Genomic DNA, 24,487 nt, shown 5'->3' with positions numbered 1-24,487 from the left:
ATCAAAAAGAGCAGTGCCATTTATGCATCTGCTCTTTTCAGGTTACTACTCACGGGGCCGTGAATAATAACCTTTTCAGGGATGGTATTACTCGTAAACATCATTACTTCTTAAAGTTTCCATACTTCTCAAAGCATTCCAGAGCATAGAGCATAGACTCCTTCGTTGTACCAATCGCATCAAGATAACCATATTCAACCCCGATCAGTCCGCCCTTAGGTGTTGCCCACTTTTCTATCAGCTCCTTTGCCTCCTGTTCGATCAGTTCCTTATCTCCGGTCGGCAGTGTGGCCTGAATGTCGATCGCAGCCTCGAAGCAGATGCGCCCCTGCGCGATGGCAGATACTTCATCAATGCCAACCAGCCGCGGCTGGTGGATGTTGATGATATCTACTCCCAGTTCGATCAGGTCTTCAAGAATGTCATTAATCTTTCCATCCGTATGGAACCGGATATCCATGCCGCATTCATGGGCCTTGTCAAATATCCGTTTATACTGGGGCTTGAATATCTCCCGGAAGATATCCGGTGAAATCATCAGGCTGTTCTGGGTTCCCCAGTCATCTGTCGTATCATAACAGTGGACCCTTCCCTCCCCGAGCCTGTAGGCTTCCTCAATGATCCCGATCTGATAGTCTGCAAGCTTTTCCGCCATCGCTTCAATCTCTTCGGGTTCGATCAGGCAGTCCATTAATGTGTTTTCGAATCCCCTTAAAAAATGCATACGCTCAAAGATACACTGCGGGCTGTTTAATTGAACGTACAAGCCCTTTTTTTCTGCTTCATCGAGAGCCTCTTTCAGCCCTTCGAAACGGCCTTCAGCCTTCGGGTCCGGGAAAACGTAGTTCTCCATATCCTCCCATTCTTCAATCGGGATATTGCTCACCTGCCCCATGTCTGATCCGCTGGAATCATCGCTTTCCCAAAGGCATCCCCATTCGTCATACTCCCCGCTTTTCGGGCGTACTTTTTTGGAGACCGTATAGTGTGCATCCTCCGGCCATGTACTCCTGGGTGGCAGGACGAAAATACGGCATACATCCCCTTTTCCCGCAATCCGGTCAAAGCGGAGGCCAATTCTGTCCGGGCCCGTAAATTTCACGTTTCCTTTTATAATTTCATAACCTGTCATTTTCATCCTCCTCACCTGGGTATATGGCTCAAATCCATATCCCCGGCTGTTTCCATTTAATCTGTTACTTCATTTCGTTCGGGAAATGTTCTTTCACTGCTGCCAGAAGTGTCTCTGTAACAGCCTTTGTGTCGATCAGGTTCTTCGTCTCTGCAATCACCGCATTACTTGGTGGAAGCATTCCCGCCCACTCAGGGCTTGTCAGTACGAGGTCTGTATTCGTCACATAAGACAATGCCTCACCGAATGAACATGACTCTACAGCTGCCTCAATATTGTGCTCGTCACAGATTTTCTTTACACTGATCTTCAAAATCGTACTGGTTCCCATACCATTTCCGCATACACATAAAATATTAAGCATCTTTTTTTCCTCCTGTTATATTTTGTTTATTCTAACTGGTTAACCTGCAATCGGGATTCCAAGCAAGCTTCCGATACCTTTGAAGATTGCTATGATTGCTACCCATATTGTCGCATAATCTGCGCTTCCCTGCCACCATGTTAATTCCATAAGTTTTACCGCGAGGGCGGAACCTAATATCTGGATAAGACCGTTTGCCGTACAGATTACAGCTGCCGCTTTCCATCCGCCGAACTTATTGGCAAAGATCGCGATTGTCGCATTATCAAAGAACAGCGGGATGAATCCCGGTACGAGGAAGATCGGTGACTTGAACACAAGAAGTCCGACCAGTCCGATTACCTGTCCCAAAGCACCAAAGAGAAGTCCGAGTACAACTGACTTTGGAGCGAATGCGAAGATTGCGGCACAGTCAACACCTGCAACTGCACCTGGAAGCAGTTTTTCTGAAATACCTTTGAATGACATCATGAGCTCACCGACAAACATCCTGACACCACTGAGCAGTACAACGATATTTGCTGTCAGTGTTATGGATATCCACACGAGGAATACGATGTTGTTGGTGAGTCCCGCCTGATTCAGGCCTTCTGCACCACGGAGCCAGTCGATCTGGTCGCGTCCGACTACCAGCATAATGACTGCTGTGGAAACAAACATAACAAGTGCTGTTGCAATGATATTATCCTGAAGGAAGTTGAGAGATTCCGGCATTTTCTTTTTCTCAATATCATCTTTTTCTGCATTACCGATCTTCGGAGCTATCTTATAAGCAACGTAGTCCACAAACATCTGCTGGTGTGCAACCGTAAAATCCGCACCTGTGATCTTCTTTGTAGGTTCAATCAGGAGTGTAGAGCAGATTCCCCAGTACAGCGCTGTTACCACTGCCGCAATCAGGACTGTCGGCATCATCCCAAGGCCAAGGAAACGCCATACAATATAAGTACTGATACCTGCCTGGACGATCATCGCGTTGCCTGTCAGATAAACCGCACGGATTCTGGTGAACTTTCTTAAGCCTACCAAAACCAGATTGAGGATAAAAGCAACAAGCAGTGTATAAATCCCCCACGCTGCCCCTGTTCCAGCGCCCAGTACCGCGTCCATCTTTTCGTAACTGGCGGTCATTGTCGGGTAGGTATTCAATCCGGCTCCCTGAATTCCCGTCGCATTCTGTAGTGCAGTCAGAAGCTTACCGAAGTTGGCGATCAGGGCGCCTGATCCCATCCCCATTACAATGATACCGATAGAAGCTTTCACGGCCCCCGCAAGAGCTTTGGACAATTTCTGCTTCATTGCAACGTAACCTATAAATACGATTATTGCCATAAGCAGGAATGGCTGTCCGAAAATTTGTTTCAAGAGTAAATCAAGAATTGAATTTAACATAATTCCTCTCCTTCCTTTGTAACCATTTTTACGATTCTTTTGTGCATTATGTATTCTTGATAATTGTATTATAGTGTCGTTTATGATGATTGTCAATCTTATTATATGATTGTTTGTGCTATTTTATGAATTATTTCGTTTTATATGATGTAATTTTATCAATATCAGTGATTAAAATGCATTAATTCTTATTTTATGAACTTATTTGATCATATATTCACTATTTAGACAAAATATCCAGTATATTTTCCAGATAGACTGCAACGCCATCGTCATTATTACTGACTGTCACATGGCTGGCCGCTCTTTTCAGTTCTTCTACACCATTTTCCATACAGATCCTGTGTTCTGCACACTCGAACATGCTCAGGTCGTTTTCAAAATCACCGAATACGCACACTGCATCTGGGCCGGCCCCCATGTCCTCCATGATTTTCAACAGGGCAGCCTTTTTCGAAACTTTCCTGTCAAACGCTCCTAAAAGCCCGTACCCTGTCGGTTCATAATGTACTCCCGGCATATGGTCTATATATCTTTTGTAAGCGTTAATCTTCTCCTCATCGTCCTCATAGGCGACGATTTTTGCAGCGGTCGTGTATCCCGCCACAGGGGTGCTTCTTAAAAACTCTTTTGCATTCAGCTTCACAGGGCAGCCTACATCCTGTGACAGCTTTTCATAATCACTGATTCTTTTTTTCAGTTTCCCGCTTCCCTCCGAAAAATACATTTCCTGATCGGAATACATCATAAACGTCATTTTATGTGCGTTCAGGTACGACAAAAGCAGGGCCGTATCGTCTTCGGCCAGATAATTACAGTGCAGAATTTTATTATCATTTCTGCGTACCATTGCCCCGTTGTTGGACAGCAGATACCTGCAGCCCCCGATCTTCCTGTCATAAACAGACATCATCTGCTCATCCCGGCCGGATGCCAGACAGACCGCAATCCCCATCTGCTGTATTTTCTGCATAACGGACGCCGTACGTTCCGTAATTCGTTTTTGATCATTTAAAAGTGTTCCGTCCAGGTCGCAGACGACCAATCTGATGTCACCCATTGTTTTCTTCTCCTTTTATGCAGCGCACCTGCTCCTCCAGTTCCCGGCAGATTAACCTAAACAGAGCCTCTCCCTTTTCTCTTGTTGCACAGGCAGCGTCACCAAAGGCACCACTTTTCAGAAACTTTTTCCAGGGCACAGGCTTTTTCCCGTAAAAAAACGGAACCGGCGGGAACTCAGCCGTTGCTGCTTCCATGTCCACCAGTTCCTCTGCGGCATATAACATCAAAGATGTCTCCAGTTCGCCTGCATGCCAGACACTCCCGTTCCACACCGGAGATGTCAGTATATGCTGCGCTTTCTTTTCAATTCCCGCATTCTTAATATGGAACACGTTCCCGCCGAGCCCCCTGTCCGTCAGTTCTCTCATAACCTCCTCCATTACCTTATGGTTTCCGTTATGAAAGGAATACAGGATGACCCGTCTCGGGCAGACACGCAGAACACTTTCGACTGCCTGAAGGCAGTACTCCCTTAAACAGTCCGGGGAAATGGATATAGTTCCTTCAAACTCCTTTGCAGACCATACCTGCCCATACGTGATACAGGGGTAATAATATAAATTTTCCTTTTCACACACCGCTTCTGCAAAGGCATGTGTCAGGATGATGTCCGTCCCAAGAGGCAGGTGGAAGCCATGTTCTTCCACCGACCCTGCGGTGACCATGATCCCCTCACTTTTCTGTATGCATTCCTTCGCAGAATCCCAGCTGTGGTAAAATAGATTTCTCATAGGTCTGAATATTTTGCGTCGAGTTCAAGCAGTCCTTCCACATCCCTGACTTCCATCAGCGCATCCATGATATCCGCCGTGAGGAGCATGTTCGCCAGCTTTTCCATATTCTGCATGTGCATCTCATGGTTCTTTGATGCCAGCACGAAAAACAACTTCGCATCCTTATCCGGATTTCCTTCTTCGAAGTGCACCGGCTCTTCCAGCTTCATGAAGGAAACCGCAGTATCATTCACACCGACCGCTCCCTCCTGGGAATGCGGCATGGCAATGTTGGGTGCAAAAACAATATACGGGCCATACTTCTTAACGCATCCGATCACCGCATCTATGTATGCCTGCTCGATTGACCCATCATCAAGCAGCGGCTGGCAGGAGGCGGCAACAGCCTCCTCCCATGTATCAAATCCTTTATGAAAGCAGACTCTGTTCTTTTCTACTAATTCTTTTAACAGCATAGTATGATTCTCCTTTTCTGACTACAAAATTGACCGGAATGGCACATTCGGTTCATCTGTAAAGCAATCTTCAAACCCTCTTCTATAATGGAACTGTTTTTTATCTTTGTCCAGAGGCCAGATATATTTTCCGCCCACGTCCCAGATAAACGGGGTAAACTGATACTGGAGCACGTCTTTCTTGTAATTGTAAAGCATCATAATCTCAGCAGGATCTGCCTTGAAATTTGTCCACACATCATAGTGAAACGGAATGACAACTTTACACCTGAGAGCCTCCGCCATTCTAAGAATGTCTACAGAAGTCATCTTATCCTGATTCCCTGCCGGATTTTCCCCGTAGGAGCCGAGTGCAACATCTATATTATAATCCTTTCCGTGCTTTGCGTAATATGTGGAATAATGGGAATCACCGCTGTGGTACACATTACCTGCGGGTGTCTTAATCAAATAGTTTACAGCCTTTTCATCCATATCGTTCGGGCATGTATTTCTGATATCCTCATCTGCGGTTACGAGACACGTTCTGTCAAAGGAATCTAGCACCACAATTTCACAGTCTTTTACCTGAATTACATCCCCCGGCCTCACAACTCTGCAGCGGTCTTTTGGCACTCCGTAGCTCAGCCATTTTTCCACACTCTTCATAGGCCCGATAAACGGCACGTCCTGACCGCAGTTCTGCATAACAGCCGCTGCAAAAAACGGGTCGATATGGTCATTGTGGTAATGTGTAGACAGTACGGCATCCACCTGTGTTACAGCAAACGGGTCATATACGATCGGAGCCGCACGCAGATTCGGCTGTGTCATGCGTCCGCCGGTCATGTTGCGCATCTGGTGGAACGGGGCCATCTCTTTTGTCTTTTTGCTCCTCTTCCCGTTTCCGAACCAGAGATCGACTGCAATGTTCGTATTGTTCTCGGATTTGATCCAGAGTCCCGTACATCCAATCCACCACATCGCAAAGGTGCCCGGTGCCACCACTTCCTCGTCAATCTCCTCGTTCAGCCAGGTTCCCCATTCCGGAAATGCACCGAGCACCCACTTTTCTCTTGTCAGCTCATTCACCATACTCATTTTTCTTCCTCCTGTTTTTAATCATTCATATGTTTCATTAAAACTATCATTTATATGCTTTATGCGCTTATTTTATCATCTATTATGAATGTTTTCAATGTATTTATATGATTATTTATCATTTATATGAACATTTATGAATGCTTTTATCAGTCTTTCTTCCTATATCCAAATTTTTCTGAAATCTATTGACTATTTCGCAATGTTATGCTAAGATGTAATAGTATTTTCATCGGATTTAGATTTCACATATTTTTGTAAGTCATTATGTTCCATTGATAATGCTTTACAAAAATATGTGATTTTTTATTATCAGAGGATTTACAAATAATATTATTTTTTTAGGAGGTATTTCCATGAATAACGGTACAGTAAAATGGTTTAACGCACAGAAAGGTTTTGGATTCATCACAAACGACGCTAACGGTGAAGACGTATTCGTACACTTCTCAGGAATCGCTGCTGATGGTTACAAGAGCCTTGAAGAAGGACAGAAAGTAACATTTGATATCACAGAAGGAAACCGCGGACCACAGGCTGTTAATGTAGCAGTTGCTTAATTAGCTTTGGTATGTGTCTTTTAAATAAGATATAAATGTAACAGAAAAGAGGGAGCAGCGCCGTCAGGCAATGCTCCCTCTTTTCTGTTTTCATTCCCAGCTTAACAGGTTGCCCCGCCCTTCAAATGTTTCTGGGCTGCAAGGTTCTCTGTTTTTCTGGACAGCAGGTCATCTTTAAGCAGCTGCTCCTGCACGTTTTCAAAACCAAGGCGTGCGATCGTATCTCCGAAACGTTCTCCTGTGTTTCCCTGTTCCCTGAACAGCAGAATTGCTTTTTCGATCGTATCCAGAGCTTCTTCTTTATCAGTGAATACTTTATCCAGATATCTTCCCTGAGATGCTTTCTTTCCCCAGCGGCCGCCTATGTAGATGCGGTATCCGTCTGTATAGTCTTCCACTACGCTGAACGGGCATTTGCCGATACATCTGCCGCAGTGGTTGCACGCATCATCATCGATCACGATTTTTCCGTCTTCCATCTTTGCAATGCCGATCGGACAGCTTTCCGTCACCTGACAGACTTTGCATCCTTTACATTTTTCCAGATCAACCTGCGGAATACGCTGCCCGATAATTCCGATATCATTCAGGTCGGGCTTCACGCAGTTATTTGGACATCCGCCCACTGCTATTTTAAACTTGTGCGGAAGCTTGACTGATGAATAACCGTGATAGAAGCGTTCGTGTATTTCTTCTGACAGCGCGAATGTATCAGTCAGACCATACTGGCAGGTCGTTCCTTTGCAGGATACAACCGGACGTACTTTGGAACCTGTTCCGCCTGTCTCGAGGCCTGCCTGCATCAGATATTCCCTCAGCGGTTCGATGTTGTCAAACGGTACTCCCTGAATTTCCATTGTCAGGCGGGAGGTCATTGTTACTTCACCGCTTCCGTACAGCTCCGCGGCCTCTGCTATGGTACGTGTCTCATCCGCAGTTATTTTCCCGTTTCTCGTGATTACACGGCCATTGAATTTGTCTGCGGTCGTCTTATCCCGCAGGAAACCAAGACCTTTAACTCTTGTAACTTCATCGGCTGGAATCTCAGTTTGTGTATTCTTCACCTTTACGTCGCTGAAGAACACGCCGCCTTCCAGCGCCACTGTATTTGAGTAGCCAAAGTGGCGCAGTCTGTTCTGCAGGAAGTAAGCACGTTTTCCTTTTGTACAGACAAGGAGGAGCTTTTCGTCCTTTCCGATTCCCTCTAGTTCACCCTTCACGGCCCCAAGGTTGATGTACTGCGCACCGCGGATGGCAGGTGTCAGTCCCACATCCAGCACTGTATAGCCTTCTGCTTTTCCTTCTGCATATTCTGCCGGTGTCATGCTGACCATATCGCCGTTTATTTTATTCAGCAGGATATAAACCGCCTGTACAAACGGGTGGATCGCTGTTGAAAACGGAGGCGCGTAAGCAAAATCCGCGTTCTCATAATCTTCCAGTACAGCCCCCATGTTCAGGCCCACTACAGCAACATCTACCATTTTGTCGACAGCCCCCGGGCCAAATACCTGAACTCCCAGAAGCTTATGTGTCGTTTTGTCTGCAATCAGTTTTGTGATAAAATATGCCGCATCCGGATAGTAATGGGCCTTGTCGTCTGTTACAGAGAGTGCCGTTATGACATCATAGCCGGCCGCTTTTGCCTGTTCTTCTGTTAGTCCTGTTCTTCCGCAGTTTAAGTTCGGCAGTTTTACAACACCGGTGCCAAGGACACCTTTATATTCTTTTTCGTCCCCTGTCATTATTTGCGCCAGTGTACGTCCTTCCATGTTGGCGGAAGATCCCATCGGCGACCACTGCCTGCTGCCCGTGATCCGGTTCGTAACCATTGCACAGTCCCCCGCCGCATATACATCCGGCAGATTTGTCTGCATGTGGCCATCAGTTAAAATAGTTCCCTTGAACATCTCAATTCCTGTATCCTGAAGGAATGCGGTATTTGGACGGATGCCCGCCGCCATAATAACCATCTCGCACGGGAATGTGCCCGCGCTCGTCTTAAGGCCTGTCACTTTCCCCTCTCCGAGGACAGCTTCTGCTTTTGTACCGGTTATCACCCGGATTCCTTCTTTGAGAAGGTGCTTTTTACCGTAAGCCGCCATCTCCGGGTCCAATATATTAGGGAGTATCTGGGATGCAAAATCAATCACAGTTACCTGTATTCCTCTCAGCTTCAAGTTCTCGGCAACCTCGAGGCCTATAAAACCGGCACCGACAACAACTGCTTTTCTCACATGGTTGGTTTCTGCATAGTCTCTTACACCGATTGCGTCATTCGGGGTACGCATTTTGAATACTCCCGGAAGACTAATTCCGTCAATCGGAATAATGGCCGGGGAAGCACCCGTCGCGATGATCAGTTTGTCGTATGTATAGGTTTCCTCCGCATCTGTTGACAGATTCTTTGCCCTTACCACTTTCTTATCTGAATCCAGTCCTACTGCCTCTATGCCTGTCAGTACTTTTACCCCAGTCAGTGCAGAATATTTCTGCGGCGTGTTTACGATCAATTCTTCTTTTTCTTCGATCACTCCGCCCACATAATACGGCAGCCCGCACCCGGCATAAGATATATCCTTGTCTTTCGTAATAATCGTAATCTCAGCGCTTTGGTCCTGACGCTTTAACTTTGCTGCTGTTTTAGTACCGGCAGCAACTCCTCCAATAACTAACACGTTCATTGGCTTATCTCCTTTTCTTTTTACTTCTGTCTGTGACAGCAGTGCACTTCATTCACGCACTCCGGTTTCATCGCCTCGCAGACGATCACATCGCCGCCTTCGATCCTGATTTCCTTCCCGTTTACCATCGCATCCGCAATCTTCTGCCTGACTTCCTCATAAATTCTGGTGACCGTGGGACGGGAAATGTTCATTTTCTTCGCGCACTGCTCCTGGGTCAGTTTTACATAATCCAAAAGCCGGACTGCCTCGTATTCATCATACCCGATGATAACAGTCTCTCCGCTTTCATGGCCGACTGGCGTAAAACCTTTCACTTTTGGTCTGGAACAGATGCACCTGCATTTTTGCGGTCTTGGCATATTGTCACCCCTTTTCTTTTTCTAGTATACCACTTAATGAACATATGTCAATAATATTGTCAATAATTTCACGATTCGCTTTGTGTACAAGGAACACGCCTTTCTATTACGCAAAAAGACCGCCGCTGCAACGATGCAGTGACGGTCTGTACTTTTGATTAATCCTGTACGTATGGCATTAAAGCAATGTGTCTTGCTCTCTTGATTGCTACTGTAAGAGCTCTCTGATGCTTTGCACAGTTTCCCGTGATTCTTCTAGGAAGAATTTTTCCTCTTTCAGAGATGTATTTCTTTAATTTTGCTACGTCTTTATAATCGATTTCGTTATTCTCTTTACCACAGAATACACAAACTTTTTTTCTTCTGCGAGCCGGTCCTCTTCTCTTGAAACCGCCTTCTGGTCTGCTACCTTTATCGTAAGCCATTTCTCTTTACCTCCTATATTAATAATAGAAAGATTCCACAGTCCGTGTCTTAGTTAAACGGTAACTCTTCATCAATCCCATCCGGGATGTTCATGAATCCGTCACCTGCATCAACACTTGGTGCCGGGCTTGGCGCTGCCTGATGGAAGGAGCCTCTGTTCGCATCGCTTTCCGCTCTGCTCTCAGCAAATTCCTGATCCTCGACAATTACTTCTGTTGTGTATACTTTCACGCCTTCTTTGTTCGTGTAGCTTCCTGTCTGGATACGTCCTGATATGGAAACACGCATTCCCTGGCGGAAATACTTCTCCGCAAACTCTCCTGAGCGGCCGAATACAACACACGGAATAAAATCCGCTGTCGGTTCATTGTCTCTCTTGAACTTACGGTCAACAGCCAATGTATATCTTGCAACTGCAGTTGCACTGTCACCCTGTGAATATCTAACTTCCGGGTCTCTTGTGAGACGCCCTACTAAAACTACTTTGTTCATATATACCTCTTTCTCTATGCTTCCTGTCTAACGCATAAATATCTGAGTACATTGTCCATGATGCGGATACGTTGTTCAACTTCTCCTGGAACAGTACTGTCAGATTCGAAGTGGATGAAGTAGTAAAATCCTTCTTTCATCTTCTGAATTTCGTAAGCAAATCTTCTCTTACCCCATTCATCAACGTCAGTAACATTGCCGCCGAAACGAGCGATTAATGCTTTCACTTTTTCAACAACTTCTGCCCTAGCGTCGTCTTCGATTTTTGCACTGACAACAACAGCTAACTCATACTTGTTCATGTCTTTAGCACCTCCTTATGGTCTCTGGCTCCCGTACCTTAGCGGGAACAAGGAATTAATGATATCCGTGAATCTATAAATTCAACGGGTACGTCACGAATTCTTATTCTACCATAAGAAGTTGTCCAATTCAAGACTTTTTGCGAATTTCTTTTGTATTTTTTTCCACTAACCTGCGCGGAACCATGATCTGGTGGCTGCATCCCACACACTTCAGACGGAAATCCGCCCCAACCCTTAAAATCTCCCATTCATGGCTGCCGCACGGATGAGGTTTCTTCATGCGGATGACATCTCCGACATCAAATCTGTCTGGCATAAACGCCCTCCTTTTTTAATAAAATGAGAATATTCTGAAAACGGACCGCAAAGGGGTCAGACCCCTTTGAAAACTACTCGTTCTCCACAAGCACCCCCTGTACAAGGAACCTCTCATCATCATTAATATTCGTACAAGTCGACAGGCTGACGATGCGTGACTTTGCGTCCAACGTTACATCTACCTGGTAATTAGATGAGTTCCTGCACATTTGCAGGTAATCTGTGTATTCTTTCTCATTCTCATATGTTAGGATATAGTTTGCCGCTATATCCTTTACGGTTCCTGCCGAGAATACTTTGTAGGTAAGCTTTCCGTTCGGCGTATAGATATAAAAATATGGATGCGCTTTGCAAAAGTCTTCACTGGCATATTCGTTCAACTGTGAAAACATCTCCCCGCCTACTTTAAGGTTATGTCCGTAGATGAAGGTATTCAGATCTGTAAAATCTTTGTTATTGCGCATGTCCATAAAAATGGCGCCCAGCTTGTTATCGTTGGCCGAAAATGTTTTGGTCAGGTATTCCTGGTTGTCCGAGCTTTTAACCACTGGATAACTGATTATGGACGGTTCGTCGAAGCGGAGCCACGCTACGGTGTCGGGATTTTCTTTCAGGAGTGCATCAAAATCCACCTGAAAGTTATCTCCATTTCCTTCATCACCGTCTTTACCCGTATCATCCTTTATGATAGCCAGCTTTTTGACATCATCGTATTCTTTTCCGCCGGAATAGTATGGGACCAGCATCATGACAAGCTGATACGCAGAAAATATAAATACGCAAATTGCCGCAATTAGTATTGTGGTAGTGACAATGTCTCCCACCCTGCTCCTTTTCCTTGAAGATTTCTTCTGTCTTTTCTTTCTGCTCATTCCTGTCTTCTCCTCTAATGGCTCATGCACTGTTTGTCTTCAGCAGCTTCGGCAGGCATCCCCTGCACTAATCTGCACAGTGCTTCCTGTGCCCGTTCTTTCCGCAGGAATACGCTGATCACCTGAGAAATCACAGACAGCGTATCGATCTGCTGTTTTGTCCACAAGCGGTTCGTTTCACACTCATCAAATCCTACGAACCCCTTTTTCTCCCCCTTGTCCATAATAAGGCACTGGAGCATGGACTTGATCCCTTGTTTTTCTAACAGTTCACGGAGCGGTTCGTCCAGCTCCCTGATGTCGCGGCAGTAAAGCAAACCGTTTGCGTTGAAATTGCTATAGTAGTCGCCCAGCACACTCCCCGGCACCCCCTGCAGTTCCTCCTTTTGAGGGCCGATTCCTTCCCTGCACCACTCGAATGTATTATAAGTTGCCTCCCCATCCTCTGTATCTTCAAAAATATAGGCACGGCTGACACCGAATTGTGTTCCTACTATATTCAGGATATCTTCAATTCCCCTTCTTACGTCTTCCGACTCATACAGAGAGGAAAAAATGTAACTTACAATCCCCGCCTCTCCCTGCCACATCTCCTCGGAATTGTCTGCTTTTCGCTGTGTCGAATAGCCATTCCCTATGCTGCTTTCCATCTTGAGGCCTTCTTCATAAAACCTCCATGTATTCTTGCCTTCCGCTTTCGCCTTATAAAGAGCAATATCCGCCTTTTTATACATCGTTTCAAACGCGTATCCATGTTTCGGCACAAAGGCAATTCCTATGCTGCTGGAAAATGTATACTTATCCTCTTCGAGCAGGTGATTGAATATACCGATTACTTCCTGTGCTTTCCTCTCGACTGCATCCACTTCACGGATATCTTTCATAATGACAGCAAACTCGTCACCGCCGATCCGGCCGATGATATCACCGCTTCTGAATATCCGCTTCAATCCCGCGGCAATCTCTGCCAGAATGACATCCCCGCTCAAATGCCCGTAAACATCATTAATATACTTGAAATCGTCAATATCTATCATGAAAAACGCGGCCATTTCTCCCCGTTTCATCTTGGAGAGGTACTGGTCCCCGAGCATCTGGACAGTCCCCTTGTTATATACGCCGGTAAGGGCATCCTTTTCGGCCCTCTCCTTCAGCTTTTCGGCCTCCTGCCTCTCGTTGTCGATGTCTATAATCACACCGATTACCTTTTTCTTGTCACCTGACGCACCAAGCTGCAGGGATGCCCTGATCCTGCACCATATAAATACACCATCAATCCTCTGGATACGGATTTCTGTTTCTTCATATGTGGCATTTCCTACCAGCTTATAGTACAGCTGCATCAGTGTTTCCCTGTCCTCTGGATATATATGCCCGTTTTCCAGAAGCTCCTGCTCTACATTGGTGGAAAACGCCTGATACCCGAACTTTTCTTTCCAGTTATCAGACCACATTACGCTGTCCTTTTCCACATCCCACTCAAAAATAATGTCCCGTGTCTGCTCCATGATGATCTGGTGTCTCTCAAGACTCAGACGCAGTGCTTCCGTCACAGCCCGCTGTTCTGTCACATCCGACAGAATACAGTAATAAACATCGTATCCGTTCCGGCGGACGAGCTGCCCCTGATCGTATATCATTTTCAGTGTCCCGTCCCCGCACTTCACGCGGTACTCAATCTTCTTTGTGCTCCCCCTGCTCATCTGCTCCCCTACAGACTTTGCAGTTGCCTCCCAGTCTTCTTCATATATAATGCTGCGGAATTTATTATCATACTTTTCCTTCAGTTCCTCTGCTGTATACCCCAGAAGCTTTAAAAAGCCATCGCTGTATTCTAACAGTTCCAGTCCGTTATCCATATCCGCGCTGCAGCACATAACACCGCCCGGAACATTCTGTATCAGGGCATTCAGATTCTTATTCTCTTCTATTAATTCCTCTAATGAACGTTCTTTATGTTCTTTTTTATCCTTTTCTGTCTCCATACCCGAACTCCTTTAAGATAAATGAACGTGCTGTCTTTCCTTTGCTTATTGTATCACAACCCGGCTCATAAATCTCCTATTTCTGGACGAATCTGAAATTTTTCCCCTCATTTATCATTTCCATATTTCTTAAGCATTTCGTTTATTACAAATGCCACACCATGTTCCTGATTTGATTTCGTAACATGTCTGGCAGCTGATTTTACTTCAGGCATGGAATTTTCCATTGCAACCGTTGCCCCGAATTCCATAGACAGCATGGAATAGTCATTCATACTGTCGCCGAATACCATGACTTCATCCATTGTGTATCCCAGAGATTCAATATATTTCTTAAGCACAGGGCCTTTCTGTGCCTTTACATCCGTAATCTCAAGATTCGTCTCAAAAGAAGCCGCCACAGCGATCCGGGAGTTTTTCTCCAATTCCAGACGGATCCGCTCCAGCATCGAAAGGTCCCCTGAGTACAGAAAAATCTTATATACCGGCACACCTGCCGCACGGAGTTCATCAAATTTTGAAATGATGATTGTGCTTTTCCGTACACGCTGGTAAAGGGGATCCAATTTTGCCTGTTCCTCACTGATATCTTTATCCAAATGGAAGACCTTCAGCTGGCGGACAAAACTCTCTTCAATCTCCTCTTCATCCCCGATCCGGTAATCAAAATCGTCCGTACAAAAAACAACCGATACCGGATACTTTTCCAGTGCATGGTAAACTTCTTCGCACAGGTCCATATCGATCGGGGCCGTAAGAACAACCTCCCGTTCCTGATTGCGGACTTCCGCTCCGCTGCCCACGATATAATCACAGGTCAGCTCCACATCCTTCAATTCCTCCATCGCCCCACGAAAATTCCTCCCGGTTGCGACCATAAACCGTATCCCCGCTTCACAAGCCTTATGTATCGCCTTCAGCGTTTCCGGCGCCAGTTTGTGATTATCATCCAAAAGCGTGCCGTCCATGTCGGACGCGATCACTTTAATCATCCTTACTCCTCCTAATTTTAAGAATATTCTGAATATGGACCGCAAAAGGGTCTGACCCCTTTGCAGCCCCTTACTTTATCCCGTGATTGAGCATGTCCTCCACCTGATCCATCTGGCGCACGATGTCCTGCTGTCTCTCATCGAACAAAAGTCCCTTGTTATAGCGGTAATACTGGTCGCTGCCGTTCTCTTTGATGAACCAGACGCTATAGTAATTCGCGTTCAGCTCGGTAATAAACGCCACCATTTCCTGGCTTTCCCCGAAGGCATCTTCCAGGAAATTGAACACGTTTTGTAGTGTCTGAGATGTATAAGCAATTTCTTCTTCTCGTGCATCTACTTCTTTTTCAAACATCGCTTTTACTTCGTCGAATGCCCCGTCTCCGATAAACAGTTCACCCTTGATATTAACCGAAAACCGCTCCAGGGCCGCAATAACTCTTTTCATGGTCAGTTCTTCTCTGTGTGTCATGAGCTCGGAAGTTTTCAGTTCTTCCATGTCCTTCTCTGCCATATGCCAGATGTCTTCCAGCATGGATGTTACCTTGTTTTCTCTGTAGTAGATCAGGTATTCATAGAGTTTCGTTACATAAGCGTCCATCATATGGCAGCTTTCAAACAGTTCACTGAGTTTTCCGTTCAGCAGGCTCACGATGCTCAGATGCTCGTCGAACGGCGCCGCTTTCACTTTCTGCAGTGTGGCTGTGTTCCATTCACCCGCCAGAATATCTTCAATCCCGTAGTCTTCTTTATATTTATAGTAAAGTTCCAGATAGTTCGCAAAGTCTTTTGCTATCATGCGGTGCTGAATGTACTGGTATACCACATCCCTGTCGATTGTTTTATGCAGGTGCTCGTATATCTGGATTAGCTGTGACAGGTCCTCCCATCCGCGCGCCGTGGCAAAATATTTGCCGTCCACGGTTGTCTCTATGCGGTAAAAATTCTCTTTTCTCAGCTCGAGGTAAGAGATCACCGCCGGGTGCAGCCCTTGTTTGTACGCATATTCTTTCCAGACGTCAAAGTTTTCTTCCACGTCGATCTTCTTAATCCGGTCCAGCGTCACCACGTCAAAATCCCGCACGGATTTGTTATATTCCGGAGGATTACCCGCAGCCACGATAATCCAGCCTTCCGGCACCTTCTGGTTTCCGAATGTCTTCCCCTGGAGAAACTGCAGCATCGTCGGCGCAAGCGTCTCCGACACACAGTTAATCTCATCAATAAACAGGATTCCTTCCTCAATCTTTGTCTGTTCTATCTTCTCGTAAACAGATGCGATGATCTCACTCATCGTATATTCTGTCACCGAAAATTCTTTTCCGCCGTAAACTTTTTCCTTAATAAAAGGGAGTCCCACCGCGCTCTGTCTCGTATGGTGTGTAATCGTATAGGCCACAAGACCGATCCTGCATTCCTTCGCAATCTGCTCCATGATCTGTGTCTTCCCGATTCCCGGAGGCCCCATCAGCAGAATCGGCCTCTGCCTGATAGCCGGAATCCTGTATTCCCCGAATTCATCTTTTGCCAGATAGGCCTCAATTGAATCCTTTATTTCCTGCTTTGCTCTCTTAATATCCATCGTTCACTCTCCTCTTAATCATTATTCCGTCAGTATCAGCTTGACCGCCCACGCCGGAACGTCCACGTCATGATAATCTTCCTGCATAAATACGAATGCCGTCTTATAGGGAGGCAATCTGTTCGGATATATACCATACCCATCGGTAAAATAAATCAGACCCCGCAGGTCTTCAAACTCCCCCTTATTCAGAAGTTCATCCACATATGCAAATGCGGGCCTGAAATCTGTACCACCTTCACCATATAAGGTAAGGTGTGACATATAATCTTCCAGTTCTTCGAGACTAGTAATGCGCTGGTCAGAGTGTACGGCCTCATCACACTGGATAATATGAATATTCACCTTTTTGAAGAAACTATTTTCTTCACTTAAAACCGAATATGTTTCTTCAAGGAATTTGCGGACCAATTCCCCTGAGCAGGACATCGATGTATCGATCACCACCACAAACTCAGAGACCTTCCGCACTTCCTTCGTCTCCTGCGGCTCGATCAGGGGCATATTCCCATATACGCGCAGCCCATAGCTGTAAAAAGAATAGTCGAACGTGTCCGGGTCAACAGCAATTTCTTCCCGCAATACCGAAAATTTCCTCAAAAACTCCTTATAATCATACCGCTCCTTATTCTCAATCTTTATCTGGTCCAGCAAATCTCCCGCCTTCTCGGAGGCCTCCTTCGAAAAGGTCTCAAGATCTGTTTCCATCCGCTCATTGATTTCCTGCCATTTCCGATTCAGGTCCGGGTCCGGTTTCTGGTCAGGCTGTTGGTTCTCCCAGTATTTATGGTCATCCACATAAAACTCCGCTTCCAGACGCTCCAGTTCTTTATCGGAAAGCTCCCACGCTTCCAGAATTGCGTAAATCCTCTCGGCATTCAGAACCTTTCCTTCCAACTCCATCTTCCGGTAGGTCTCCCGCCTAAGCAGGCTTTTCGGAAACCTGACTGATCGGTGGAAGTTACTGTCTGTCATGTGCTCTGCTGCAATATCACAGCTTAAGTTCCAATACCTGTCATCCATCCCACGCTTTACCATGTGGCGGAAGATACAGTGGAACACCATATGCAGGTAGCCCCGGTTCACCAGAATCCGGTTCTCCCGGTACAATCCCCCCAGATACTGCGGGTGGAAATAAATCACACTCCCATTCGTCCCAAAAGGATTGACTGACGTATCCATCTGATATGCAAAACTGCTCAGGGCCACATCCAGAAAACGCATTCCGAGATAAAGCTCATCCCGGGCGGCACTTAGTATCTGATTTCCCAGACCTTCCAGATATACTGCCGCTTCTTTTCTTTCCTGATCATCCATTCCTGTCATGGCTGTCCCTCCTTTTTACAGTTCAAATCTCTTCGTCTTCTTCGGTACATTTTTTTGTTTCTCATTCATAAGATAACTCAAAATCTCCGTTTTCCCCTGCCTTGCGGCAAGTTCGAGGGCATATTCAAGCATTTCACCGTTCCATATCCCGTTTTCTGTAATTACTCTTATCCCCGGGAAATTTTCCTTTTCCAAAAGATACTTTATAATTTCTTTATATCGGTCCTGTATCAGATTCTTATAAGCAGCCCTGTAATTCTCCGCCAGTTGATAGGGGTATTCCAGCCTGCCAAAAGCAATGTCGGCCAGCACCCCCGCTTTGTCGCGCGCTGCCGCCACAGAAAAAAGACTATCATATTTGCGGTAATCTATTTCCTTATTATAGAAACATTGCCTGTAATTATTCCCTGACCCGTGATGTTGTGTAAATAAAATACGGGCCGGCGTATTCTCCACAGCCTCCTCATAATGCTCCGGAAATACGAGGACTGCCTTTTCATTCGTTTCTCCATAACAAAACGTGACATCGATGCGCTGCCATAATTCCCCAAGAATCTCCTTCACACAGGACTGGCTGCCGCCCTCCATGTGCACAGTCAGAGACTTCAGCGCACTGCAGCCGGTAAACGCGCCGCTCCCGATCTGCATCAGCGTATGATAAAACTCCAGCTTTCTCAGCCGTTTACAGCCGTAAAAAATATAATTCCCAATTTCCCGGACTGTCCCCGGAAAGACAATTTCCTCCACACAGTTTCCTGCAAGAAGATGCTCTTCCTCCCCAAACAGGCCCAGTTCATTATTTCTATAAACGAATACCTGCCCCTCCTCGCCCGTTTTCCGGTCAGAAAAAGCATACGCGGCCACAGATATGACGGGCAGACCATCGATCTGCTCCGGCAGCACAACTTTCGTGTCATTTCCAAAACAACGGATGATCTCGATACAATTGTCCTTTATCTGATAATACAATTTCATAAGCCGGCTGTCCTCTTTTCTAAACTATTACTGTGCAGCGTGATATGCGGCATGGTGTGCACAGTAACTCTAAACTCACTTCCCTATTATAAGAGCAGTGGCGTATTTTTTCAAGAATCCGTTCTTACTTGACATTTCTATTATTTCGTACTACGCTTTATTTTAAGTAAATTTTCACCACTGTATGAAGTAATTGTGGATAAGTGAGGAGGCTTTCTACCATGTCTGTTGAAAAAGTTAGAGAATATTTCGAGCCTTTCGGCCTTGCCGGTAGGATTCTGGAGCCGGAAGCGTCCAGCGCCACTGTGGAAGAGGCGGCCCGGGCAGTCGGATGTGAACCGGCGCGGATTGCCAAGACAATGTCGTTCATCACCGCGGACGGCCCTGTCCTGATCGTTCTTGCAGGCGATGCGCGCACGGATAATAAAAAGTATAAAGCAGCATTCGGAGAAAAAGCAAAAATGATCCGCCCGGATGAGGTAGAGGACCTGATCGGACATGCCCCCGGCGGGGTATGCCCATTTGCCGTGAAGGCCGGTGTTACAGTATATCTGGATGAATCACTGAAGCGTTTCGAAACCGTTTACCCGGCCGCCGGAAGCAGCAACAGCGCCATCGAGCTGACACTGCCGGAGCTGGAGGAATATTCACATGCCGCAAAATGGATTAACGTTGGAAAAGACTGGGAATAAGATACAGCAAGCCATGTTTCCCGGTAAAGGAGGTTTTTTGTTTTGTACCGAATTCTTGTCATAGAAGATGACCCGGATATCCGGGCAGAATTAAAACTGCTTCTGGAAAATGCCCTATATGAGGTGGATGTGATTGAGGATTTCACGCAGATCGTATCTCAGGCAGAAGCATGTGCCCCGGATCTGATTCTACTGGATATCCAGCTTCCGGGAATCAATGGTTTGTCCCTTTGTCAGGATATCCGCAGGAAAATGGATACTCCTGTTATTTTTGTCACCAGTTTTAATAATGCAATGGATGAACTAAATGGCATGATGATGGGCGGGGACGACTATATCACAAAGCCCTACCACGCCCCGATCCTGCTCGCACGGATAGCCGCTGTCCTAAAAAGGACCGGCAAAAAAGGCCCCCAGAAGGATCCTTACCACTTTATATGGAAGGACTGCGAACTGAATATGCTGGATGCGACATTGTCCTGCCGCGGCAGGTCTGCCGAACTCACAAAGAATGAACTCCGGATATGCTATAACCTGTTTTCCAAAGCCGGGCAGATCGTTTCCCGGGAAGAATTAATCGATGACTTATGGGATAACCAGATTTTTATTGACGACAACACACTGAGCGTCAACATCACCCGAATCCGCGGTAAACTAAAGGATATCGGGGCCGGAAACATGATTGAGACGAGGAGAGGGCAGGGGTACCGGATATGACGTTATGGAATTTTCTAAAAGATAAAATCATGCTCCTTTTGCTGCACCTGCTGTGCATGCTGGGGAGTTTTTTCTATTTTTCTGCATGCGGCGTGAATACAGGTCAGCTATTTCTCTTTTATATGGCATGGCTGTTTTTGCTTACCGTTTACCTCCTTGTCATCTGGCGGCAGAGAAGCCATTATTTTCACCAGATTTTTCAGATTCTGGATACATTGGACAAGCCATACCTGATCTCCGAGGTCATGCCGGATTCCTGGCGTCTGGAGGACAGGCTGTACCGCAGCGTTTTAAAGGACTCCAATAAGTCTGTCATTGACGCGGTACACCATATGGAAACCGAAAGCACCGAGTATAAGGAGTTTATCGAAAACTGGATCCACGAGGTAAAGCTCCCCCTGACTTCCATGAACCTGATGTGTGATAACCGGAAAGCATCTGCATGGACCCCGAAAGACACTGCCCTTTTGAAGTCACATTTAAGCGAACTGGAAAATGATGTGGACAAGGCTCTTTACTTCGCGCGTTCTGACACGGTTTATCAGGATTACATGATACGGGAAATCTCCCTTGAGAATGTCCTAATGAACGTAATCCAAAGAAGCAGGCCCTATCTGATACAGAACCATGTCCGGATTGATATGCAGGCAGAAGCCAAAACTGTTTACTGCGACGACAAATGGCTGGAATTTATGATCAATCAGATTATCCTTAATGCGGTAAAATATAAGAAGCAGGACAATTGTGTCATCACCATCCGCACCCGGAAAGAAACCGGCAGCACCACGCTGACGATTGAGGACAACGGAACCGGCATCCGGCAGGAAGAACTGGGCCGCATATTTGATAAAGGTTTTACCGGCAGCAACGGCCGGAAAAACCGCAGGTCCACAGGGATTGGATTATATCTGTGCAGGAAACTGAGCCGCAAGCTCGGGATTACACTGGAAGCAGATTCCGTGGAGGGTGAATTTACAAAGATTTCCCTGATTTTTCCGGACGGGAGCCAATATTTCGGCAGAGAATGAGAAACCTTTCAATTTCGTAAGGTTTCTGCAAACTACATTGATACCAGACCGGAACATTTTCTATTACCATAATAATAAGTAAATGAATAACCAACTTTAAATCTGGCAATAGGAAAGAGAGGAATGTTTTATGAAAGAGCTTCTTCGCATCGAGGATGTTGAAAAATATTATGGAAGCAACAAAAATCTTACCAAAGCAATCAATCGAATTACGTTTACTGTCAATCAGGAGGAATTTACCGGGATTATGGGCGCCAGCGGAAGCGGAAAAACGACACTTCTCAATCTGCTTGCAACCGTTGACACCGTAACTTCGGGACATATCTGGTACGGAAATGAAGACATCACGCGCATGAATGAAGACCAGATGGCAGATTTCCGCAAAAATAATCTGGGATTTGTTTTTCAGGACTATAACCTTCTGGATACGCTGACACTAAAGGAAAATATATCTCTGGCAATGTCACTGACAAAGAAGAGCCGGAAGGAAATTGCTGAACGTACAAAGGATATCATGGAGCGTCTGGAAATCTGGTCATGCAGAGATAAGTTTCCCTATGAGGTGTCCGGCGGGCAAAAGCAGCGCTGTGCGTGTGCAAGGGCCCTGATCAACCACCCGCAGATTGTCTTTGCAGATGAGCCTACCGGCGCACTGGATTCCAAATCCGCCCGGATGCTGCTCGAGACGTTTACCTATATGAATCAGGAAATGAAGGCTACTATCCTGATGGTAACCCACGATGCTTTTTCGGCAAGTTACTGTAACCGCATCCTCTTCCTGAAAGACGGGCAGATCTTTCACGAACTCATAAAAGGGAGCAGGACCAGAAAAGTATTCCTGAATGAAATTCTGGATGTACTTTCCCTGACGGGAGGTGATGGGTATGCTGAGTAAGCTCGCCCTGCGCAATGCAAAACGGTCTTTTAAAGATTATTTTATCTACCTGATCACGATGATCTTCATTACTTCCCTGATGTTTGCATTCAACTCCATGATCTTCTCTGAAGACATACAGAAGATCAGTTCAGAAGCAGGCATCATGGGGATGATGATCGGGCTTGCCACATTTTTTATTGTCCTGATCATCATCTGGCTGATTCACTATATGATCCGGTTTATGGCCGAAAAACGAAGCCGTGAATTTGCCACGTACCTGCTGCTTGGCTTTCATAAAAAACAGGTCGCCAGTTTGTTTTTCAAAGAAACGGTAATCCTTGGAACAGTTTCTTTCCTCATCGGGCTGATCCCCGGCGTCTTCCTGCAGCAGGTGATTACAACCCTGATCTACGCGATTGTGGATACAGAATACAGCCTGCATCTCGAATTCAAGGCCGGAACACTGCTGATGACGGCAGCAATCTTTGCCGGTTCCTATTTTCTGGCCCTGATCCGCAATAAGAAACGTTTCCGGAAGATGAACATCCGCGATATGATGTACCTGGACCAGCAGAACGAAGAATTAAATAACGGGAATAAATCCGGCAGGCAGTGGATGTTCTTTGCCGCAGTTCTCTATATGCTGTTCTTTAGCTGGATGATGGTCAGCGGGCGGTTTACCGATGGAAATATTTATTTTATGATTATTGGACTAATTGTTTCGGTATATTTCCTTTACATGGGTTTATCGGCATTCCTGATCGGATACATCCGCTCCGGTAAAAACGGTGTCTTAAAGGGTGCCAATATCTTTGTACTCAGGCAGCTCGCCTCAAAAGTGAAGACCATGCAGTTTACACTTGGGACACTGACCGTACTTTTCATGGTGGCCCTGCTTGGTTCCTCACATGCACTGATGCTGAATCAGTTTCAGACGACACAGGCCGATATCAACTGGCCTTTTGACATCGCGGTTTACAATCCCGATCCCGGATATGATTTTTCTGCTGAAAACGAACTGATAAAAAAAGACAGCAAAATAAGCTCCGAACTGGTTTACCAGATCTTTGAAGACCATAAGAGTGATTTCAGGAAATTCATGGAGAAATATTACCGCGATGTCCTTGAAAATTCTGTGGCAAATGACAGCGCTTACTTTAAATATGACACTTATATGAAGCTTTCGGACTACAATACACTCCGGGAAATGGCGGGATACGAAAAAGTTTCATTAGAAAAGAACCAGTACCTGATCCAGATCAAGTCACGGCTTGAGGATGCCGGCAGACGTTTTTCCCATACCTCGTTAACCATCTCCGGAAATGAATATAAATGTGCAGGTGTCTACACGGAAGGGTTCGAGCAGAACGGACATAACGGAGCCGACTACCTGCTGGTGGTCCCCGATCAGGCTGCTGACGGTATGAAGCCTTATTATTCCCTCCTCACAGCACAGGTAAAAGGAAGCGTACAGCCGGACCTGACAGACAATCTGCTGGATCTCCATGATTCCGGAAAAAGTATCCTTGACGAAGATTACTATGAAACGGACATTGACCGTGGATACGGGACAGACATCATGTACGTGTCCAACCAGCATGTATATGTACGTGAGATAGAGACAAAAAGTATGAAGTCGCTTCTTTCCACAATTATCTTCCCGCTCTTTTATGTGGGGCTTGTTTTCCTGTGCGTGGCGCTGACTGTCCTCGCGGTACAGCAATTGAGCGATTCCGCCAAATATAAGCACAGGTATTCTCTCCTTAGCAAACTTGGTCTGCGGGAAAAAGAAATAAGCTGTGTGATTTTAAAACAGCTGTTCCTGTATTACCTCTTCCCCTTTATCACGGCCATTGTAATCAGCGGAGGAATCGTACTTTACGACAGCAGAGAATTCTTCAAACTGGCAACTTCGCAGGCGCCGTCCTGGTCATACTTCGGCATCTCAATACTGCTCTTTGGCGGCATTTACCTGATCTATTTTATCGCAACCTACGTGGAATTCAGGCGGAACATTGGCATATGGGAAAAGAACTTGCGATAAAGGCTCTTTCGAAAAAATTAAGGAATTTGTA

General features: G+C 45.9%; 25 protein-coding genes. 6 read left to right on the top strand and 19 right to left on the bottom strand.

The features are described from left to right. Positions 1-103: 103 nt before the first annotated feature. The 7 genes from ABIN22_RS04555 to ulaG form a co-directional block, all read right to left on the bottom strand. On the bottom strand, positions 104-1,132 hold the full coding sequence (locus tag ABIN22_RS04555) for a uroporphyrinogen decarboxylase family protein (RefSeq protein ID WP_181368575.1): 1,029 nt from the start codon (positions 1,130-1,132) through the stop codon (positions 104-106). 64 nt (positions 1,133-1,196) lie between these two features. Beyond that, positions 1,197-1,496, bottom strand: coding sequence for a PTS sugar transporter subunit IIB (locus ABIN22_RS04550; protein ID WP_109729893.1), 300 nt, complete (start codon positions 1,494-1,496; stop codon positions 1,197-1,199). Positions 1,497-1,535: 39 nt separating this feature from the next. Next, positions 1,536-2,888 (bottom strand): PTS transporter subunit IIC, encoded by a 1,353-nt coding sequence (locus tag ABIN22_RS04545; RefSeq protein ID WP_346906916.1) that lies wholly within the window; start codon positions 2,886-2,888, stop codon positions 1,536-1,538. A gap of 220 nt (positions 2,889-3,108) precedes the next feature. Beyond that, positions 3,109-3,948 carry an HAD family hydrolase gene (locus ABIN22_RS04540; RefSeq protein WP_346906914.1) on the bottom strand — a complete coding sequence of 280 codons (840 nt, stop codon included), beginning with the start codon at positions 3,946-3,948 and terminating at the stop codon, positions 3,109-3,111. After that, on the bottom strand, positions 3,941-4,681 hold the full coding sequence (locus tag ABIN22_RS04535; protein ID WP_346906912.1) for a creatininase family protein: 741 nt from the start codon (positions 4,679-4,681) through the stop codon (positions 3,941-3,943). The genes ABIN22_RS04540 and ABIN22_RS04535 overlap by 8 nt, the downstream gene beginning before the upstream one ends. Continuing rightward, positions 4,678-5,139, bottom strand: a complete 462-nt coding sequence (locus ABIN22_RS04530) for a PTS sugar transporter subunit IIA (protein ID WP_181368574.1) — start codon at positions 5,137-5,139, stop codon at positions 4,678-4,680. The genes ABIN22_RS04535 and ABIN22_RS04530 overlap by 4 nt, the downstream gene beginning before the upstream one ends. Positions 5,140-5,160: 21 nt before the next feature. After that, on the bottom strand, positions 5,161-6,219 hold the full coding sequence (gene ulaG / locus ABIN22_RS04525) for an L-ascorbate 6-phosphate lactonase (RefSeq protein ID WP_118619970.1): 1,059 nt from the start codon (positions 6,217-6,219) through the stop codon (positions 5,161-5,163). Between the two features lie 356 nt (positions 6,220-6,575). Here ulaG and ABIN22_RS04520 point away from each other — a divergent pair, with 356 nt between their 5' ends. Next, positions 6,576-6,779, top strand: a complete 204-nt coding sequence (locus tag ABIN22_RS04520; protein WP_109729888.1) for a cold-shock protein — start codon at positions 6,576-6,578, stop codon at positions 6,777-6,779. A gap of 101 nt (positions 6,780-6,880) precedes the next feature. Here the strand turns inward: ABIN22_RS04520 and ABIN22_RS04515 are convergent, their stop codons facing one another. From ABIN22_RS04515 to ABIN22_RS04460, 12 genes are all read right to left on the bottom strand, one after another. Further along, positions 6,881-9,463 (bottom strand): FAD-dependent oxidoreductase, encoded by a 2,583-nt coding sequence (locus ABIN22_RS04515; RefSeq protein WP_346906910.1) that lies wholly within the window; start codon positions 9,461-9,463, stop codon positions 6,881-6,883. A 20-nt stretch (positions 9,464-9,483) separates the two neighbouring features. Then, entirely contained in the window at positions 9,484-9,825 is a 342-nt protein-coding gene (locus ABIN22_RS04510) for a DUF134 domain-containing protein (protein WP_109729886.1), read from the bottom strand. A 158-nt stretch (positions 9,826-9,983) separates the two neighbouring features. After that, entirely contained in the window at positions 9,984-10,250 is a 267-nt protein-coding gene (gene rpsR / locus ABIN22_RS04505; protein WP_109729885.1) for a 30S ribosomal protein S18, read from the bottom strand. A gap of 49 nt (positions 10,251-10,299) precedes the next feature. Next, on the bottom strand, positions 10,300-10,743 hold the full coding sequence (locus tag ABIN22_RS04500; RefSeq protein WP_109729884.1) for a single-stranded DNA-binding protein: 444 nt from the start codon (positions 10,741-10,743) through the stop codon (positions 10,300-10,302). A 14-nt stretch (positions 10,744-10,757) separates the two neighbouring features. After that, entirely contained in the window at positions 10,758-11,045 is a 288-nt protein-coding gene (rpsF, locus tag ABIN22_RS04495; RefSeq protein ID WP_109729883.1) for a 30S ribosomal protein S6, read from the bottom strand. Between the two features lie 130 nt (positions 11,046-11,175). Further along, the gene (locus ABIN22_RS04490) at positions 11,176-11,364 is read right to left on the bottom strand and encodes a DUF951 domain-containing protein (RefSeq protein WP_109729882.1); all 189 of its coding nucleotides are present in this window, start codon (positions 11,362-11,364) and stop codon (positions 11,176-11,178) included. 73 nt (positions 11,365-11,437) lie between these two features. Then, positions 11,438-12,238 carry a class B sortase gene (gene srtB / locus ABIN22_RS04485; protein WP_346906906.1) on the bottom strand — a complete coding sequence of 267 codons (801 nt, stop codon included), beginning with the start codon at positions 12,236-12,238 and terminating at the stop codon, positions 11,438-11,440. A 14-nt stretch (positions 12,239-12,252) separates the two neighbouring features. Continuing rightward, positions 12,253-14,223 (bottom strand): sensor domain-containing diguanylate cyclase, encoded by a 1,971-nt coding sequence (locus ABIN22_RS04480; protein WP_346906904.1) that lies wholly within the window; start codon positions 14,221-14,223, stop codon positions 12,253-12,255. Positions 14,224-14,330: 107 nt separating this feature from the next. Then, positions 14,331-15,215 (bottom strand): Cof-type HAD-IIB family hydrolase, encoded by an 885-nt coding sequence (locus ABIN22_RS04475; RefSeq protein ID WP_109729879.1) that lies wholly within the window; start codon positions 15,213-15,215, stop codon positions 14,331-14,333. 70 nt (positions 15,216-15,285) lie between these two features. Beyond that, positions 15,286-16,797, bottom strand: coding sequence for an ATP-binding protein (locus ABIN22_RS04470; protein ID WP_346906902.1), 1,512 nt, complete (start codon positions 16,795-16,797; stop codon positions 15,286-15,288). 21 nt (positions 16,798-16,818) lie between these two features. Further along, entirely contained in the window at positions 16,819-18,123 is a 1,305-nt protein-coding gene (locus ABIN22_RS04465) for a vWA domain-containing protein (protein WP_346906900.1), read from the bottom strand. Between the two features lie 15 nt (positions 18,124-18,138). Beyond that, the gene (locus ABIN22_RS04460) at positions 18,139-19,098 is read right to left on the bottom strand and encodes a leucine-rich repeat protein (RefSeq protein WP_346906898.1); all 960 of its coding nucleotides are present in this window, start codon (positions 19,096-19,098) and stop codon (positions 18,139-18,141) included. Between the two features lie 221 nt (positions 19,099-19,319). Between ABIN22_RS04460 and ABIN22_RS04455 the strand changes: the two genes are divergently transcribed. The 5 genes from ABIN22_RS04455 to ABIN22_RS04435 all read left to right on the top strand — a co-directional run bounded on the left by ABIN22_RS04455 (position 19,320) and on the right by ABIN22_RS04435 (position 24,456). Further along, positions 19,320-19,790 carry a YbaK/EbsC family protein gene (locus tag ABIN22_RS04455; protein ID WP_118619963.1) on the top strand — a complete coding sequence of 157 codons (471 nt, stop codon included), beginning with the start codon at positions 19,320-19,322 and terminating at the stop codon, positions 19,788-19,790. Positions 19,791-19,832: 42 nt separating this feature from the next. Further along, on the top strand, positions 19,833-20,507 hold the full coding sequence (locus ABIN22_RS04450; RefSeq protein ID WP_346906896.1) for a response regulator transcription factor: 675 nt from the start codon (positions 19,833-19,835) through the stop codon (positions 20,505-20,507). Further along, positions 20,504-21,535 carry a sensor histidine kinase gene (locus ABIN22_RS04445; protein ID WP_346906894.1) on the top strand — a complete coding sequence of 344 codons (1,032 nt, stop codon included), beginning with the start codon at positions 20,504-20,506 and terminating at the stop codon, positions 21,533-21,535. The genes ABIN22_RS04450 and ABIN22_RS04445 overlap by 4 nt, the downstream gene beginning before the upstream one ends. 130 nt (positions 21,536-21,665) lie before the next feature. Then, complete coding sequence (locus tag ABIN22_RS04440; RefSeq protein WP_346906892.1) at positions 21,666-22,430, top strand: ABC transporter ATP-binding protein; 765 nt, start codon at positions 21,666-21,668, stop codon at positions 22,428-22,430. Further along, the gene (locus ABIN22_RS04435; RefSeq protein ID WP_346906890.1) at positions 22,420-24,456 is read left to right on the top strand and encodes an ABC transporter permease; all 2,037 of its coding nucleotides are present in this window, start codon (positions 22,420-22,422) and stop codon (positions 24,454-24,456) included. The genes ABIN22_RS04440 and ABIN22_RS04435 overlap by 11 nt, the downstream gene beginning before the upstream one ends. Positions 24,457-24,487: the final 31 nt, after the last annotated feature.

This window comes from Faecalicatena orotica (assembly GCF_905197545.1).
Lineage (GTDB): Bacteria > Bacillota > Clostridia > Lachnospirales > Lachnospiraceae > Faecalicatena_A > Faecalicatena_A orotica.
This window is presented reverse-complemented; position numbering and strand designations above follow the sequence as displayed.

What these genes read in the sequence shown, in the direction of transcription:
- ABIN22_RS04555 (WP_181368575.1), bottom strand. Translation starts at nt 1,132, where the DNA reads ATGACAGGTTATGAAATTATAAAAGGAAACGTGAAATTTACGGGCCCG.
- ABIN22_RS04550 (WP_109729893.1), bottom strand. Translation starts at nt 1,496, where the DNA reads ATGCTTAATATTTTATGTGTATGCGGAAATGGTATGGGAACCAGTACG.
- ABIN22_RS04545 (WP_346906916.1), bottom strand. Translation starts at nt 2,888, where the DNA reads ATGTTAAATTCAATTCTTGATTTACTCTTGAAACAAATTTTCGGACAG.
- ABIN22_RS04540 (WP_346906914.1), bottom strand. Translation starts at nt 3,948, where the DNA reads ATGGGTGACATCAGATTGGTCGTCTGCGACCTGGACGGAACACTTTTA.
- ABIN22_RS04535 (WP_346906912.1), bottom strand. Translation starts at nt 4,681, where the DNA reads ATGAGAAATCTATTTTACCACAGCTGGGATTCTGCGAAGGAATGCATA.
- ABIN22_RS04530 (WP_181368574.1), bottom strand. Translation starts at nt 5,139, where the DNA reads ATGCTGTTAAAAGAATTAGTAGAAAAGAACAGAGTCTGCTTTCATAAA.
- ulaG (WP_118619970.1), bottom strand. Translation starts at nt 6,219, where the DNA reads ATGAGTATGGTGAATGAGCTGACAAGAGAAAAGTGGGTGCTCGGTGCA.
- ABIN22_RS04520 (WP_109729888.1), top strand. Translation starts at nt 6,576, where the DNA reads ATGAATAACGGTACAGTAAAATGGTTTAACGCACAGAAAGGTTTTGGA.
- ABIN22_RS04515 (WP_346906910.1), bottom strand. Translation starts at nt 9,463, where the DNA reads ATGAACGTGTTAGTTATTGGAGGAGTTGCTGCCGGTACTAAAACAGCA.
- ABIN22_RS04510 (WP_109729886.1), bottom strand. Translation starts at nt 9,825, where the DNA reads ATGCCAAGACCGCAAAAATGCAGGTGCATCTGTTCCAGACCAAAAGTG.
- rpsR (WP_109729885.1), bottom strand. Translation starts at nt 10,250, where the DNA reads ATGGCTTACGATAAAGGTAGCAGACCAGAAGGCGGTTTCAAGAGAAGA.
- ABIN22_RS04500 (WP_109729884.1), bottom strand. Translation starts at nt 10,743, where the DNA reads ATGAACAAAGTAGTTTTAGTAGGGCGTCTCACAAGAGACCCGGAAGTT.
- rpsF (WP_109729883.1), bottom strand. Translation starts at nt 11,045, where the DNA reads ATGAACAAGTATGAGTTAGCTGTTGTTGTCAGTGCAAAAATCGAAGAC.
- ABIN22_RS04490 (WP_109729882.1), bottom strand. Translation starts at nt 11,364, where the DNA reads ATGCCAGACAGATTTGATGTCGGAGATGTCATCCGCATGAAGAAACCT.
- srtB (WP_346906906.1), bottom strand. Translation starts at nt 12,238, where the DNA reads ATGAGCAGAAAGAAAAGACAGAAGAAATCTTCAAGGAAAAGGAGCAGG.
- ABIN22_RS04480 (WP_346906904.1), bottom strand. Translation starts at nt 14,223, where the DNA reads ATGGAGACAGAAAAGGATAAAAAAGAACATAAAGAACGTTCATTAGAG.
- ABIN22_RS04475 (WP_109729879.1), bottom strand. Translation starts at nt 15,215, where the DNA reads ATGATTAAAGTGATCGCGTCCGACATGGACGGCACGCTTTTGGATGAT.
- ABIN22_RS04470 (WP_346906902.1), bottom strand. Translation starts at nt 16,797, where the DNA reads ATGGATATTAAGAGAGCAAAGCAGGAAATAAAGGATTCAATTGAGGCC.
- ABIN22_RS04465 (WP_346906900.1), bottom strand. Translation starts at nt 18,123, where the DNA reads ATGACAGGAATGGATGATCAGGAAAGAAAAGAAGCGGCAGTATATCTG.
- ABIN22_RS04460 (WP_346906898.1), bottom strand. Translation starts at nt 19,098, where the DNA reads ATGAAATTGTATTATCAGATAAAGGACAATTGTATCGAGATCATCCGT.
- ABIN22_RS04455 (WP_118619963.1), top strand. Translation starts at nt 19,320, where the DNA reads ATGTCTGTTGAAAAAGTTAGAGAATATTTCGAGCCTTTCGGCCTTGCC.
- ABIN22_RS04445 (WP_346906894.1), top strand. Translation starts at nt 20,504, where the DNA reads ATGACGTTATGGAATTTTCTAAAAGATAAAATCATGCTCCTTTTGCTG.
- ABIN22_RS04440 (WP_346906892.1), top strand. Translation starts at nt 21,666, where the DNA reads ATGAAAGAGCTTCTTCGCATCGAGGATGTTGAAAAATATTATGGAAGC.
- ABIN22_RS04435 (WP_346906890.1), top strand. Translation starts at nt 22,420, where the DNA reads ATGCTGAGTAAGCTCGCCCTGCGCAATGCAAAACGGTCTTTTAAAGAT.